Genomic DNA, 14,798 nt, shown 5'->3' on the forward strand with positions numbered 1-14,798 from the left:
TAGGTTATCCCCCGAATGTTCACCCCTTCTTCGACAATCTCTTATCAGTTATCAGTTATCAGTTATCAGTTATCAGCTATCAGTTATCAGTTATCAGTTATCAGTTATCAGTTATCAGTTATCAGTTATCAGTTATCAGTTATCAGTTATCAGTTATCAGTTATCAGTTATCAGTTATCAGTTATCAGTTATCAGTGGTTAATTCAATCATAGTCGATGATAGGTGATGCGTTACGACTAAATCTGGATGTTGTCAAATTTTCTCTTGACAAAAGCCTCTTGACATGATACTATATTCATAGTGGAAAATCCTTGCGCCTACAGACCCTATTTTCAAGTCTCAATAATCGCCAATAAAAGCTTAGATAGCGATAATTTTTTTAAGGATTGAGAACCATGAACTATCAAAGAGAGTTTTATGTTGTCATTGAACGAGATGAGGATGGATATTATGTTGGGGAAGTTCCTCAACTTCGGGGTTGTTACAGTCAAGGGGAAACGATTGATGAATTGATGAAGAATATCAGGGAAGTGATTGAACTTTGCTTGGAAGATGACAATCCGGAAGATGTGTCGAAGTTTGTTGGAATTGAAAAGGTGTCTATCTGATGCCAAAATTACCGATATTAACCGGTGATGAAGTTATCAAAGCTTTAACGAGAATAGGGTTTCAATCTATCCGACAAAAAGGAAGTCATCTGCGCTTAAAACATGAAGATGGAAGAGTTGTCACCGTACCGGTTCATCGGGGGAAAACTGTCGGGAAAGGATTACTCCTAAAAATTTTACGCGATGCTGAACTGACACAAGAAGAATTTATTCGTCTGCTGTAATTCCCATCTTGATTTAAGCTTCATGTCCCCGTTTTTCTGGATGTTGTTAAATTTTCTCTTGACAAAGGCGATTTGACATGATGCTATATATATAATGGAAAATCCGTGCGCTTGCAAACCCTAGTTTTCAAGAATTTTCAAGGTCTAGTTTATTCGCCATAATGAGTTTTAGCACGATGAATATAGATTAACTTCTGTTCATCATTAATGGTGTAAAGTATTCTATCTTGATAACTTAACCGAATTGAATAGAAACCCGTTAAATCTCCTACTAATTTTTTGCCACTATAGGGAGAAATACTCAGGGTATCTTGGATAATTGACTTCAGTTTTTTCTTAAGTTTAGGGGTTAGCTTATCAACATCTTTTTTAGCTTCTTTGGTAAATCTGACTTCATAAACCATTAATCAATGTCTCCCAAGACTTCCTCAAGAGAATAGGTTTCATTTTCATTAATTTGCTGTAGAGATAGTTGTAAGCTTTCTCTTAAATCGGGAATAGAGAGTAATTCGATGGTTTCTTGTAAACTTTCATAGTTTTTTTGAGAAATCAAAATTACAGAATCCTCCTGATTCTCAATGGCATAAATTTTGTTATCTTCTGTAACCGATTTAACGAGACTTGGTAAATCGGTTTGAGCATCGGCGATTTTAATTTTTTTGATCATAATTAATCCTTTTTTTGATGATGAAATAATAAAAATTATTGTAGGGATTTAACAATCTCTCCTAATCACAGTCCAGACAGCATCCTCCTATAATTATCCATCATTGTAGTCATCAGTGATTGAATTAATCACTGTCAATTACAATAACGTTTTTCTGGATGTTGTTAAAATTTCTCTTGACAAAGGCGACTTGACATGATACTATATTCATAATGGAAAATCCTTGCGCCTACAGACCCTCTTTTCCAAAGCATTCAAACTCTATCTTAATTCTACTTGCCAGAGTTGGGACAACATAGTTTTATATTCTCCATAATCGTTTGAGTATGGGGATGATTTTCCCCTAATCTTTCCCTGAAAATATTAATCGCTTCTAGATAGAGAGGTTCCGCTTCTGAGTACCTAACTTGAGAGTAGTACAAATGTCCTAAATTGTTGAGGGAAGTTGCCACATGGGGATGATTGTCTCCTAGTAGTTGTTGTCTCAATTCTAATGTAACTCTATATTTTGAAATAAAATGAAAAATCCTTCTTGCGTAAAATGCTTATCGTGGGTAAGAATTTCATTTATATTCATTTGGCGCATTGTTTGCATGGATATACAATCTGTTAAGCTGTAATCTTTATCTGGACGATTTTGATATAAATCTAATCCTGATTGGAACGTCTGATGAGTTTGAGGTATAACTAAGATTTGGGGATTATTTTGTAAGCCTCTAATAACTTGTAAGGTTTTTCGTCTAACTGACATTCCATAAGCAGATAGATTGTTGAAAACTTCAATAAAGACTTCATCGGTTGTCACTATTGTTACCTGCTGGAGTTTCCTTGTCATTTCTATAGCTTTCTCATGCCAATCATCACGATTGTTAATGAGAGCAACCCAATAAAATGTGTCTGCAAAGATGGTTTTCATTGCTATGATACTATAAACTTTAGTTTCGGCTTTGCTTAGGATTTGGGAACTCCATAAAGATAATGATCATGTTGATTAGCAAGATCTATAGGCAACTTTTCTAAGTCGTCATTGTCTAATGGCATCTCTTCCAGAAGCTTTAATATTGCCTCCCCTACATTACTTTCAGATTTAGCATAACTAGCTTGTGCTGAAAGGAGGAAGTTCAAAGTTTCTTCTATTAAAGAATCCGGTGCTTGTTCAATCTCTTGCAATAGTCTCTCTTTAGTGTTCATGGTTTTATTCCTTGCTAATCAGTTATCAGTTATCAGTGATTAATTCAATCATAGTCAATGATAGGTGATGCGTTACGACGGATTGTTAGCTTGAAGTTAAAGCAGAAATTTTGGCCGTCTAACGCACCCTACGTTTTTCTGGATGTTGTTAAAATTTCTCTTGACAAAGGCGACTTGACATGATATTATATTCATAATGGAAAATCCGTGCGCCTACGAACCCTATTTTCCAAAGCATTTAAACTCTATCTTGATTCTACTTGCCAGAGTTGGGACGACATAGTTTTATATTCTCCATAATCGTTTGAGTATGGGGATGATTTTCCCCTAATCCTTCTCTGAAAATATTAATCGCTTCTAGATGGAGAGGTTCCGCTTCTGTGTAGCTGTCTTGGGAATGGTACAATAGTCCTAAATTGTTGAGAGATACCAATTTTCATAACTAAGATTGGGAATATTTTGAAAGTGCTTAATGTTAGCTGTAATCAGAGTATAATCGCAATAAATAGCAGTCGCAGCAATAAACAAATCAATCGGGGTAATCAGTTGTCCTTTTATTCTAAGATTAACGTATATTTGAGTAGCTATATCACTAATTTCACGATCATAACCAATTACTTCACTGACTTCTGCAAGACGTTCAAATTGTTGTTGTTGATTTCGTGCATCTTTATACAATAAGCCACTTTTAATCTCGTAATAGGTAAAGATTGAAAACGATATATAAGTATAGTGTTGTCGATAGATGCGGAATTGTTCAATTACTGCGGGATTGCCTCGTAAAAAATAAGAGAGGATATTGGTATCAAGTAATGCTTGTTTCATAAGTCATTTATCCGTTTTAAATCAAGTTGACGATTAGCTTCTGCTTCTTCGACAATCTCTTGCATAGTATTTTCTATATCTGCTGCCATACCAGCAAATTCCATAAAGTCAACGTCTGGATGTTTTGTTTTTATAGATTGGACAAAATGCAGGATTTCCGGCAGCAGAGAAATGGGAGTTGTTTCAATTTCTTTAATAAGTTGTTCTTTGAGTGTCATAGCTTTATCAGTTATCAGTTATCAGTTATCAGTTATCAGTTATCAGTTATCAGTTATCAGTGAGCAGTGGTTAATTCAATCATAGTCAATGATAGGTGATGCGTTACGACTAAATCTGGATGTTGTTAAATTTTCTCTTGACAAAGGCGACTTGACAGGATACTATATTCATAATGGAAAATCCGTGCGCCTACAGACCCTCTTTTCCAACGCTCTTAACTATGATTGGTTCATTCAAGGCTCTCTTGGATTTGGTGGGTAAAATGTATTCTAAGATACAGTCCTACTGGCGAGGGAATGGAAGGAACCACAAAGGCACAAAGGACACAAAGATGGATTCTATGCAAGTTAAGCTTATCGCACAGAGTCTGGAAGATTCCTATAATAAGTCTAAGCTGTGATTTGAATGATTGAGTGAATACTATGATTGTGTTGTATTTGGCAAGTCTTTATCAATGATCAATTATAGTCTATCCCATAATTCCATAAATCACAGTTAAGACGCTATCTCCCACGACGAAGGCAGATAGCATAATTTCCTCGAACCGTCATTGTTGTTGGATGCGCTATTCCTAATGATTGTTCACAAATTTGTAATGCTTCTAGATGGAGAGGTTCTGCTTCTGTGTACCTGCCTTGGGAATAGTACAATGCTGCTAAATTGTTGAGGGAAAGTGCCACATCGGGATGATTGTCTCCTAAGAGTCGTTTTCTCAAATCTAATGCTTCTAGATAGAGAGGTTCCGCTTCTGTGTACCTGCCTTGGGATTTGTACAATGCTGCTAAATTGTTGAGGGAAGTTGCCACATCGGGATGATTGTCTCCTAAGAGTCGTTTTCTCAAATCTAAAGCTTGTAGATAGAGAGGTTCCGCTTCTGTGTACCTGCCTTGGGATTCGTACAATCCTGCTAAATTGTTGAGGGAAAGTGCCACATCGGGATGATTGTCTCCTAAGAGTCGTTTATACAAATCTAATGCTTCTAGATAGAGAGGTTCCGCTTCTGTGTACCTGCCTTGGGATTCGTACAATAGTGCTAAATTGTTGAGGGATTGTGCCACATGGGGATGATTGTCTCCTAAGAGTCGTTTACACAAATCTAATGCTTCTAGATAGAGAGGTTCCGCTTCTGTGTACCTGCCTTGGGAACGGTACAATTCTGCTAAATTGTTGAGGGATTGTGCCACATGGGGATGATTGTCTCCTAAGAGTCGTTTACACAAATCTAATGCTTCTAGATAGAGAGGTTCCGCTTCTGTGTACCTGCCTTGGGAACGGTACAATTCTGCTAAATTGTTGAGGGATTGTGCCACATCGGGATGATTGTCTCCTAAGAGTCGTTTTGTCAAATCTAAAGCTTCTAGATAGAGAGGTTCTGCTTCTGTGTACCTGCCTTGGGAATTGTACAATGCTGCTAAATTGTTGAGGGAAAGTGCCACAGAGGGATGATTGTCTCCTAAGAGTCGTTTTGTCAAATCTAATGCTTCTAGAAGGAGAGGTTCTGCTTCTGTGTACCTGCCTTGGGAATAGTACAATAGTGCTAAATTGTTGAGGGAAGTTGCCACATGGGGATGATTGTCTCCTAAGTGGGTTCGAGTTGCGGTTAAACAAGCTTGACAGTAAGGTTCAGCAATAGCATACAATCCTTGTCCGTTATAGTACCAAGCTAAACCCGTATAGGACCAAAATAAATCCTCATCAGCGATATATTGGGGATATTCCCCGACAGATGCTTGTAGATGGAGAAGGAAAGGTTTAAATTCTTTAACGATTTCTACAGTCGTATCCTGTGGCATTTCTGCCGATTTTTTGGCCATAATCCCACAATAACGGCGTTTTGCTGGTTCTGCGTGGGGTGATGCTTCTAACTTATCCCGAAAGTAGCGACGCAACAGGGGATGAATTTCATACCAACCATCACGATTATCCTGAACTAAACTCAGGTGAACTAAACTATCGGTTAACCATTCCTCCACTGTATCCCCATCCTCATCGGGAAATAAATCCAGAATCATCCCCTTGGGAAAGGGCGCAAGAGCGAATAAACTGAGGTAAAGTGCCAAAATTTGCGCTTCTGGTTCGCTATGCAACTCCTCCCAACTGAGATTAAAGGCAGCTTTTAACCCTCTTTCCGCAGTCATTTCCCCATGAAACTTGGGATTTTTGTCTAAAATTGGCTCATCTAAGCCTTTTTCGGCTAATTTCTGCCGTATTTTGCTAATTTTCCAATCCTGTCGTCGTACCAGTAACCTTGCCACCAATTCTAACCCTAAGGGTAAATAACCTAAATCCTGACATAATAATTTAGCTGCCTCGATTTGTGTGTCAATTCTGTTGTCTTCAAGGTAGGAACGCAATAAATCAAGTGCATCTTTTTCTTTTAATACTTCTACCCGAAAAGTCTCAATTGTCGCTGATAAATATTCCTTGCGAGTGGTAATTAAAACCTGAAAGCGTTTGTCTTCTTGCGGTGGTAAATAATCCCTAATTTGCTGATAATCCCGCACATCATCAAAAATAATTAGGACATTTCCCGCTAACCAATTTTGCCAACAATAACGAATTTTTACGTCTAATTCTCCCTCATCCGGTAAAGTTAATTTGAGATGTACCCGCGCAAAATCTAAAATAGAAGTACCGATAAAACCGCCGTCACTTTCTGCCACATTTAACCAACATATACCCCCCGGATAGGTTTTTTCCTGCCATTCTTGCCAGCCAAACTGTCTGGCTAGTTCGGTTTTACCTATGCCTCCCATTCCCGTTAAGGTAGATATAGCAAGCTTTTGGGATTGTTGTAATTGCTTTTTTAAGTCAATTAATTCCTGATCCCTACCAACAAATCTAGGGATATTACTATTAGATAAATTGTGAGGATGTTGTTTAACCTGTTCCTTAACAGGCGGCTGCAGTCAGAAATTACCACCAATGAATGTATTACCTTGAAAAACATTCTTTATGGAATCAGCTAATTTTTGATTATTGATAACGCTGGCTTGTTGGGATTGAGATTTAAGGGTATTATTAACCAATTCTTTAAGGGAAGGTTCCGCTTCTATCGCTTTAACCAACTCGGTCATAATTTGGCTTAATTCGGGACTGGTTTTAGCAACAGATTCCACCTCCAGAATTGCCTGTCCATAATCTAAAGGCTGTTCGGGTGCTTTTTCAATTGCGGTGACAGTATCTGGAGAAACTTGTTTCAGGGAAGTGAGAAATTTTTCTGTTTGTTGCCAAACCTTTTCTCCCACTTTTTCACCAGTTTTCTCTAGCGCTTTAGTGGCAATAATCGAACCAACTGCGATCGCTGCTCCTGTAAGAGGGTCCATAGATAAAATCGGGGTGATGAGGGTTGAGTTTATTATATTATTGGGTTTTGATTTTTTCCCACAATATAGGGATTTTAGAGATTGCTTCAGTGGTAAATTCCTGTACTGCTAAAGTAAACTTGTGGTTAAGGGAGCATTCATGATTCAGTCCTCATTGTAGCTTTCATAATTTTATTCTGCCCTATTTTTCTTAATCAATCACAGTCCATGACACAATCACAGCAATCACAGTCAAGACGGCATGGGAGAGGAAAGATCCGTGTTATTGTAAAAATGGGGATAGATGGGGGGGTTGGTCTTGCAAAATCGGCAAATAGGGATAAAATCAAAACAAGTTAATTTTTTTCCTACCATATCATGTTAACCCCATCGGATAGTAAATTATCTAAGCAGCAGCAGATTCTCTCGGCTGTTTCCGAAGAGGAACAGCTTAAACAGCAACGGATTCAGGAAGTGCTATTGTTAATAGATAGTTTATTCCAAAGAGAGGAAACGACTTTTAGAATTATCATCGACTGTCTTTACGATGTGGGTTCGTTAAATTTAATTAATAAAAAGTTTCATAGTCGTTACTTAAATTTTATTATGAAAGCGATCGCTCGTTTTTCTAAGCCTATATTCAGAATTTATGCTCTCTATTGGGTGAAAAAAAATAGCCCGAAATTAATTACTAATTGGTTGGCTAGTAAGGTTAAATTCTAGTCAAGTAAGTTAAGTGGTTCTAATTAAATTGAAGATTGATCCCCCCTTGATAAGCCTATCCATTAGTCACATCTTTCTTAACATAAAATTTGACAAAAAGAGAAAAGTGTGCATGATGGCTCAAGGGGTTTCTATGGGGGACTAATTTGATGAGATAGTTTCCAAGTCTGGCTGATATCATGTCACCTTCGGAGTCCCAACCAAATAGTTTTAACACCGGGTTCACCGTCGAAGCCTGAGAGGAGCCAAAGGGTCGCCTTTTCTGCCTAAAAACCCCCAAGAGAAGCAATCATTGCAGTTCTAAACTTTCATGATCAAACCAGAAATAGTTAGGAGTCCGAAAAGTATTTTGGTAGAGAATTTTCTTTTTATTCCGGTCAATATTGGCCGTAGAATCGGAAAGAATCTCCACGATCACATTGGGATATTTACCCTGTTCTCCCCAAACCACCCAACTTTTGCGGGGACGTTTTATCTGTATCTAAGAGGACAAAAAAATCAGGACTACAAAAAAAAATCACGTTTTTTTAGTTGTTCTTCGTGATAGTAGATGGTAAGATTGCCCGAAGTATAGTAATTACTTCTTTCTTGCCATAACCTTTCTAAACAACCGATCAGAATTGTAATTTGTTGCAGATGTAGATCACTTTCCCAAGGCGGTTCATCACTCCATAAATCGGTGGGGGGACAGGTAACTTCCGGTAAAATGTCGAGAGTTGTCATAGTTTTTCCCCGTTACACTAGCTTTATTTAATTATAACTGTTAAGCTGTTAAATATTTAAATTGCTTGTTGAGATGAGGCAAGAGGCAAAACTACGGTCATAAAAAACTAATTTTTGGCTGACTCACGAGTAAAACTGTAGATAATTTGGGTAGCTAATTGTGGTAATTGTGATAAATCTTCATCGGACATTTTTTGACGAGCGAGTTTCATTTGTAATCCTGTCATCGAATCGCCTCCGTCGGAAATTAAAAATTCTAGGCGTTCAATTTCCGACCAATCTTTAATGTCATTTAATATCTTTTCAATAACCAGAAGGTAGGGATGGGAAGGATTTTTATACCAATTACTGCTGACCCCCTGACGAATATCTAAACCTAAATGTACGATCAAAGGGGCGCGATCAAAAAGAGCATTGGCTACCGGTCGGGTTTCTTCTTGGAGAGATAATTGATTAGCGCGACTTAACTGCCGTAATTTCTCTAATTGATGATATCTTTGGGAAATCGACGGCGGATTTTCCCCCCAACTAAGAGCGATGGTAACTAGATAGGTTTGTAAGAATAGATGTCCTAACTTTTCCGCTTTTGTGGCCAGATAATTGGAATTATAATCATTAGCCTCGATCAGCAAAGGTACTCGCTCGACTATTTCCAAACCATAGCCTTTTAATCCGGCAATTTTACGGGGATTATTGGTAATTAAACGAATATTTCTCACCCCCAAATCGTTGAGCATTTGCGCTCCCATGCCGTAATCGCGCAAATCGGCGGGAAATCCTAATCTTTCGTTGGCTTCCACCGTATCTAGTCCCATATCCTGTAAAGAATAGGCTTTTAGCTTATTAATTAAGCCAATTCCCCGTCCTTCCTGTCGCAGGTAAACCACCACCCCCAACCCGTTGTTTTCGATCATTTTTAGGGCAGCTTGTAACTGTTGCCGACAATCGCAACGCAAGGATCCCAAAGCATCCCCGGTCAGACATTCTGAGTGCATTCGTACCATTACAGGTTGATCACCAAAGAGAGCGGGATCCCCTTTCACAATAGCGATGTGTTCGGTTTGATCTAATAAATTTCGGTAAGCATAAAGCTGAAAAGTGCCGAATTGACTAGGAAAATCACAGACCGTTTCCCGATGGACAAAGCGATCATATTTTAAGCGATAACTGATCAGATCGGCAATGCTGATTAACTTTAAATTATGTTGACGAGCGTATTCAAATAGTTGCGGTAAACGGGCCATGGAACCATCGGGATTTTGGATCTCACAGATAACTCCCGCTGGATACAACCCGGCTAATCGAGCTAGATCCACGGCTGCCTCCGTATGACCGGCGCGTTTTAAGACTCCACCGGCTTTAGCACGAATCGGGAAGACATGACCGGGACGGGTGAGATCGTCGGGACGAGTGACCGGATTAATAGCAACTTGCACGGTTTTCGCCCGATCTTCTGCCGAAATGCCAGTTTTAACCCCTAAATGGGGAGCGGCATCGATGCTAACGGTAAAAGCGGTTTGATTGCTATCGGTGTTTTTTGTCACCATCAAAGGCAATTCGAGAGCATCAAGACGCTCTCCTGTCATTGCCAGACAGATTAAACCGCGAGCTTGCACTGCCATGAAGTTAATCATATCGGGGGTGGCAAATTGGGCCGCACAGATTAGATCTCCTTCATTTTCGCGATTCTCATCATCAACTACGACAATGGCACGTCCGGCTTTGATTTCCGCTAAGGCAGTATCGATAGAGTCAAAAGCGATCGAAGTGACAGTCACAGGCATTAAAACGAGGGAATTACTCTTATTCTACAGGTTTGCTCGATCTGCTGAGGGTCAATTTCTGCCAGTTCCCTAGAAAGAAGTCTCCCGGTGAACCTGACGGCTGCCCGGGAGACTTTTAGCTATCTTAAGCTAGAAAATTAGTTCAAACTAGCGGGGGTGATGCTGGCAACTTTGCCACCGAGACGGTTGATCTGTTGCAGGGTGTTATTTAACTGTTCAAAGGGGACGATAACCGCTTTGCTACTGCGACGGACACTGGGATAACCCGGTTTGCTAATAGCGGCAATTTCCACGCGATAGAGCTTACCCACATCACCATAGGCCACACTACCACCAAGAGCTTTACTCGGGGTGTTGCGTTGAGCAGAGGGACGATAGGCCCAACCATCGCTGCCACCGGAGGGACCGACCACTGCCGAAGCACCGTTTTGAGCTAATTCCACCGCTAAACGGGAGGTTTTGCCGGCAATCTGAGAGCGATCGCTGTTGGCATAACCGCGATAGAGTTGGAACATCCGGGTAAATCCCACGGTTTTTTGACCGGGTTGGGTGGCGAAACCGCGATAGTAGGGAACGATGCTATCGCCGAAGTTTTCGGTATATTCGGCGGAATCGATATAGGAGTCGATATCGGCCTCGAATCCTTGGTTTTCGTAAAGATCGAGGTGATAGATCACTTCCGACTCATCGTAGGGAGCGCGACCTAAAAGATGTTTGATATTAAGTTCGATGACCCGGGTTTGGAAGTTACCGTAGAAGAATTTGTTCTTATACAGTTCCGATTTGGCCACGGCGCGGACGAATTCCCGCACGGTGATCGAACCGTTGCAGAGTAAGGATTCGGCACTGGTAAGGCGCTCGGAACGCATGATATAGTCATTGCCTAGCACCTGACGATAGACGGCGCGAATAACTGCCTGTGCGTCATCACGGGACCAATCGGGACGTAATTCCACGGGAGCAACCTCGCTAAAAGCGGTTGTCCCTAAACGAGAAGCTGAGGTAGTAATTGCCACTAAAGTTCTCCTACAAAAAAATGATCGTTTTCTAACCGCTCAAAACTAGGTGAGGATCAGTTCGATTACCTGGCCGTCTTGACGATGGATATAACAAGGTCTGGAAGAACAGGTGATTGCTAACCCTTTTGCTAACAACCTCCTGTCTTTCCAGACCAGCAGTTTTTTCGACTCGGACTAGCTGAGAGCGTTGATCGCGTAGTCGATATAGGAGTTGGCTTCTACCGCGGGGTCGCCACTTAAACCATGGTTGGCTTTGATGTATTTGAGAGCTTCGATGTACCAGCTAGGAGACAGGTCGAAGGTGCGGTTGATTTCGTCGATACCAGCGATAAGGTACTCGTCCATCGGACCGGTTCCACCAGCAACTAAGCAGTAGGTCACCATGCGGAGGTAGTAACCGATGTCACGAGCGCATTTGTCTTTACCGCGTTGGTCTGCAGCAAAGTTAGCACCTTGCATTTGGGTGGTGTAGGGGTACTTGTTGTACACAGCTTGAGCAGCACCGGAGATCAAAGAACTAGCTTTTTCGGTTAAAGCTTTAGCGGCGGTGAGGCTGGCAGAAGCTTGACGAAAACGACCGAAAGCAACTTGGATTTCGGTGCTGCTTAAGAAACGGCCTTGAGAATCAGCGGCTGCTACGGCTTCGGTAAGGGGGGTTTTCATTGTTTGGTATCTCCCAATAATCTTGCAATAAGTTTCCTACGGTTTAATTAAGACTAGCCCCAAGGACTAGGCGACAGCAGCGGCGGCGCGGTCGAAGTAGCTGGCAATTTCAGACATTAAAGCACTGCAATCGCCGAGGGTGACACCGTTGCGATCGTTAGCAATGGATAAAGCAGCTTCTTTCATTTTGCTTACGCCAGCAGCTACGGAAGCTCCTGGTACTCCTAAAGCTACATAGGTTTCGCGAAGACCATTTAAGCAACGATCATCGAGAACACTGCCGTCGCCAGCGAAGGTAGCGTAGGTGACATAGCGCAAGATGATTTCCATGTCGCGTAAGCAAGCGGCCATACGACGGCTGGTGTAGGCATTACCACCGGGGGTGATCAGTTGCGGCTGTTCAGCGAACAGGCTACGAGCGGCGTTGGCAACGATGGTGGAAGCGTTACTGGTGATCCGGTTAACAGAGTCCATGCGTTTGTTGCTGTCGGCAACCATGGCGCTCAGAGCGTCTAGTTGGGAAGAGCTTAAATATTCGCCGCGAGCATCAGCTTGGGATACTACCCGGGTGAATGCGTCAAACATTGTGACAATCTCCTAAATTTAAATGGGATTTGGTTGCAATTAAAAGGTTTTCCCTCTTAAGGGATTTCACGGTCAGCCTGGACTAGCCTTGACCGCGATTGTTGCGATTTACTTCAAGAAACCTGAAAAAACTTCATGGCTCTCTCATAAATCACCTAAGGAGGTTAAACAAGTATCCAGCTTAACTTTTGTCTGTTATCTTGGCCCCTCAAATTAAATTTATACACTGCTGTCGAAACTTTGTTTGTTACATCTTATTAAGTTTTTTGCTGTCTTTTTGTAACAGTCACTTAACAATGACTCGATCGAGTTGGTCATCGATTCCTGACATTGCTCAAAGCCTCTCACCGTCGAGAAATCAGAGACAGCAAGGCTTTAAGGGTATAAAGGCCAGCAAGATAAAAAATTTAAGTTTTTTTTAATATTTCCCCGCTTTCCCTTCCCCTATTACGCAAGGATCGCCCTTTCCAGCCCTGAAATACGATGAAGTTTTGTAAAGAAGGGTGTGGGAAGTGGGGAAGTGGGGAAGTGGGGAGGTGGGGAAGTGGGAATTATGAATTATGAATTATGAAGTGGGGAAGTGGGGAAGTGGGGAAGTGGGGAGGTGGGGAAGTGGGAATTATGAATTATGAATTATGAAGTGGGGAGGTGGGGAAGTGGGGAAGTGGGGAGGTGGGGAAGTGGGAATTATGAATTATGAATTATGAAGTGGGGAGGTGGGGAAGTGGGAATTATGAATTATGAATTATGAATTATGAAGTGGGGAGGTGGGGAAGTGGGAATTATGAATTATGAATTATGAATTATGAAGTGGGGAGGTGGGGAAGTGGGGAAGTGGGGGAATTTCAACTAAAACCCTAAAACCCTAAAACCCTAAAACCCTAACACTCTAACACCCTATTTCCTGCCTCCTGACTCCTGACTCCTGCCTCCTGTGTCTCCTGAAGTTAAACTAGAAACCAGTGATCAAAAAATCTAGCCGTCCGAACCCGATGATTTCCTCCATTCCCGTTCCTAATAGCTTAAATGGCGCTGAAATTCGCCTTGCTATTCGTTGCCTGCAGCCGCAATTAGTCCACTGGCGCCGACAAATACACCAAAAACCAGAACTAGGCTTTCAAGAACACCTTACCGCCTCCTTAATCAGTCAAACCCTGACTAAATACGGAATTGACCATCAAACCGGCATCGCCGGCACCGGAATTGTCGCCATTATCGAAGGCAGTCAACCGGGGCCAGTTTTAGCCCTGCGGGCAGATATGGATGCACTACCGATCGCCGAAGAAAACCAAGTCCCCTATCGTTCCCAACATCCGGGCCAAATGCACGCCTGTGGTCACGATGGTCACACAGCCATCGCCCTCGGCACAGCAGTTTACCTAGCACAAAACCGTCACGATGTCAAGGGGACTGTAAAAATTATTTTCCAACCCGCCGAAGAGGGGCCGGGGGGGGCGAAACCGATGATCGAAGCGGGAGTGCTGAAAAATCCCGACGTGGAGGGAATTATCGGGTTGCATCTCTGGAATAATCTGCCATTAGGGACAGTGGGCGTGAAAAATGGGCCTTTAATGGCGGCGGTGGAATGTTTCGATCTCCAGATTCAAGGCCGGGGCGGCCACGGGGCAATTCCCCATCAAACCGTCGATTCAATACTGGTGGCGGCCCAAATCGTCAACGCCTTGCAAACCATCGTCGCCCGCAATCTTAACCCCCTTGATGCCGCCGTGGTGACTGTGGGTAAATTAGCGGCGGGAACCGCTAGAAACGTGATCGCCGATAGTGCTAATCTCAGTGGGACAGTGCGCTATTTCAATCCCCAGTTAGGGGGCTATTTCCGACAACGGATGCAAGAAATTATCGCGGGCATCTGTCAAAGTCAGGGGGCTAGTTATCAATTCGATTACTGGCAATTGTATCCCCCGGTAATCAATCATGATCAGATGGCGGAATTAGTGCGCTCAATCGCCGCACAAGTGGTGGAAACCCCGGCCGGAATAGTTCCCGAGTGTCAAACCCTGGGAGGGGAAGATATGTCCTTCTTTTTACAAGAAGTACCGGGCTGTTATTTCTTCTTGGGGTCCGCCAATCCCGAATTAGGATTAGCCTATCCCCACCATCATCCTCGCTTTGATTTCGATGAATCGGTGTTGGGCATGGGAGTGGAGATTTTTGTCCGTTGCGTCGAAAAATTCGGCAATTCTAAGACTTTCTAGCAATCGGTTCAAGGTGAACAGTTTTTGTCAAACCCGAAACCGCTA

19 protein-coding genes and 1 pseudogene are annotated in these 14,798 nt (G+C 42.0%); 5 read left to right on the forward strand and 15 right to left on the reverse strand.

Going from position 1 to position 14,798, the window contains the following annotated elements; translation table 11 throughout:
- Positions 1-15 precede the first annotated feature (15 nt).
- The 3 genes from B5D77_RS13140 (at position 16) to B5D77_RS13150 (ending at position 833) form a co-directional block, all read left to right on the forward strand.
- The gene (locus tag B5D77_RS13140) at positions 16-213 is read left to right on the forward strand and encodes a hypothetical protein (protein ID WP_106908982.1); all 198 of its coding nucleotides are present in this window, start codon (positions 16-18) and stop codon (positions 211-213) included.
- Positions 214-396: 183 nt separating this feature from the next.
- Complete coding sequence (locus tag B5D77_RS13145) at positions 397-609, forward strand: type II toxin-antitoxin system HicB family antitoxin (protein WP_002738920.1); 213 nt, start codon at positions 397-399, stop codon at positions 607-609.
- On the forward strand, positions 609-833 hold the full coding sequence (locus B5D77_RS13150; protein WP_002739026.1) for a type II toxin-antitoxin system HicA family toxin: 225 nt from the start codon (positions 609-611) through the stop codon (positions 831-833). The genes B5D77_RS13145 and B5D77_RS13150 overlap by 1 nt, the downstream gene beginning before the upstream one ends.
- 149 nt (positions 834-982) lie before the next feature.
- On the opposite strand, the gene B5D77_RS13155 is transcribed toward B5D77_RS13150, so the two are convergent.
- From B5D77_RS13155 to B5D77_RS13205, 10 genes are all read right to left on the reverse strand, one after another.
- Complete coding sequence (locus B5D77_RS13155; RefSeq protein ID WP_002780219.1) at positions 983-1,237, reverse strand: type II toxin-antitoxin system RelE/ParE family toxin; 255 nt, start codon at positions 1,235-1,237, stop codon at positions 983-985.
- Positions 1,237-1,500 carry a type II toxin-antitoxin system Phd/YefM family antitoxin gene (locus B5D77_RS13160; RefSeq protein WP_002756068.1) on the reverse strand — a complete coding sequence of 88 codons (264 nt, stop codon included), beginning with the start codon at positions 1,498-1,500 and terminating at the stop codon, positions 1,237-1,239. The genes B5D77_RS13155 and B5D77_RS13160 overlap by 1 nt, the downstream gene beginning before the upstream one ends.
- 272 nt (positions 1,501-1,772) lie before the next feature.
- Positions 1,773-1,988, reverse strand: a complete 216-nt coding sequence (locus B5D77_RS13170; RefSeq protein WP_106908983.1) for a tetratricopeptide repeat protein — start codon at positions 1,986-1,988, stop codon at positions 1,773-1,775.
- A gap of 2 nt (positions 1,989-1,990) precedes the next feature.
- Complete coding sequence (locus B5D77_RS13175; RefSeq protein WP_002756072.1) at positions 1,991-2,416, reverse strand: type II toxin-antitoxin system VapC family toxin; 426 nt, start codon at positions 2,414-2,416, stop codon at positions 1,991-1,993.
- A gap of 35 nt (positions 2,417-2,451) precedes the next feature.
- A complete protein-coding gene (locus B5D77_RS13180; protein WP_002735146.1) occupies positions 2,452-2,691 on the reverse strand; it encodes a hypothetical protein in 240 nt (79 codons plus the stop codon).
- A gap of 256 nt (positions 2,692-2,947) precedes the next feature.
- The gene (locus B5D77_RS13185; RefSeq protein WP_106908984.1) at positions 2,948-3,124 is read right to left on the reverse strand and encodes a tetratricopeptide repeat protein; all 177 of its coding nucleotides are present in this window, start codon (positions 3,122-3,124) and stop codon (positions 2,948-2,950) included.
- Positions 3,103-3,516: a type II toxin-antitoxin system VapC family toxin gene (locus B5D77_RS13190; RefSeq protein WP_106908985.1), complete on the reverse strand. Its 414-nt coding sequence runs from the start codon at positions 3,514-3,516 to the stop codon at positions 3,103-3,105. The genes B5D77_RS13185 and B5D77_RS13190 overlap by 22 nt, the downstream gene beginning before the upstream one ends.
- Positions 3,513-3,734: a hypothetical protein gene (locus B5D77_RS13195; protein WP_106908986.1), complete on the reverse strand. Its 222-nt coding sequence runs from the start codon at positions 3,732-3,734 to the stop codon at positions 3,513-3,515. Before B5D77_RS13195 ends, B5D77_RS13190 begins: the two co-directional genes overlap by 4 nt.
- A 504-nt stretch (positions 3,735-4,238) precedes the next feature.
- On the reverse strand, positions 4,239-6,509 hold the full coding sequence (locus B5D77_RS13200; protein WP_254053086.1) for a tetratricopeptide repeat protein: 2,271 nt from the start codon (positions 6,507-6,509) through the stop codon (positions 4,239-4,241).
- A gap of 135 nt (positions 6,510-6,644) precedes the next feature.
- Complete coding sequence (locus B5D77_RS13205) at positions 6,645-7,061, reverse strand: hypothetical protein (protein ID WP_106908988.1); 417 nt, start codon at positions 7,059-7,061, stop codon at positions 6,645-6,647.
- Positions 7,062-7,418: 357 nt separating this feature from the next.
- Here B5D77_RS13205 and B5D77_RS13210 point away from each other — a divergent pair, with 357 nt between their 5' ends.
- On the forward strand, positions 7,419-7,763 hold the full coding sequence (locus tag B5D77_RS13210) for a hypothetical protein (protein ID WP_002756080.1): 345 nt from the start codon (positions 7,419-7,421) through the stop codon (positions 7,761-7,763).
- Positions 7,764-8,055: 292 nt separating this feature from the next.
- Here the strand turns inward: B5D77_RS13210 and B5D77_RS13215 are convergent.
- The 5 genes and pseudogenes from B5D77_RS13215 to B5D77_RS13235 all read right to left on the reverse strand — a co-directional run.
- Positions 8,056-8,486: pseudogene (locus B5D77_RS13215) on the reverse strand (Uma2 family endonuclease); the annotation flags it as partial.
- Positions 8,487-8,593: 107 nt separating this feature from the next.
- On the reverse strand, positions 8,594-10,270 hold the full coding sequence (gene ribBA, locus B5D77_RS13220) for a bifunctional 3,4-dihydroxy-2-butanone-4-phosphate synthase/GTP cyclohydrolase II (RefSeq protein ID WP_008205506.1): 1,677 nt from the start codon (positions 10,268-10,270) through the stop codon (positions 8,594-8,596).
- 137 nt (positions 10,271-10,407) lie between these two features.
- Complete coding sequence (locus B5D77_RS13225) at positions 10,408-11,286, reverse strand: phycobilisome linker polypeptide (protein ID WP_008205507.1); 879 nt, start codon at positions 11,284-11,286, stop codon at positions 10,408-10,410.
- A gap of 177 nt (positions 11,287-11,463) precedes the next feature.
- Entirely contained in the window at positions 11,464-11,952 is a 489-nt protein-coding gene (gene cpcA, locus B5D77_RS13230; RefSeq protein ID WP_008205508.1) for a phycocyanin subunit alpha, read from the reverse strand.
- 66 nt (positions 11,953-12,018) lie between these two features.
- Complete coding sequence (locus B5D77_RS13235; protein ID WP_008205509.1) at positions 12,019-12,537, reverse strand: phycocyanin subunit beta; 519 nt, start codon at positions 12,535-12,537, stop codon at positions 12,019-12,021.
- 992 nt (positions 12,538-13,529) lie between these two features.
- On the opposite strand from B5D77_RS13235, the gene B5D77_RS13240 reads away from it, so the two are divergent.
- Entirely contained in the window at positions 13,530-14,753 is a 1,224-nt protein-coding gene (locus tag B5D77_RS13240) for a M20 family metallopeptidase (protein ID WP_008205510.1), read from the forward strand.
- Positions 14,754-14,798: the final 45 nt, after the last annotated feature.

Origin of the sequence: Microcystis sp. MC19, assembly GCF_003019735.1 — a bacterium.
Taxonomy (GTDB): domain Bacteria; phylum Cyanobacteriota; class Cyanobacteriia; order Cyanobacteriales; family Microcystaceae; genus Microcystis.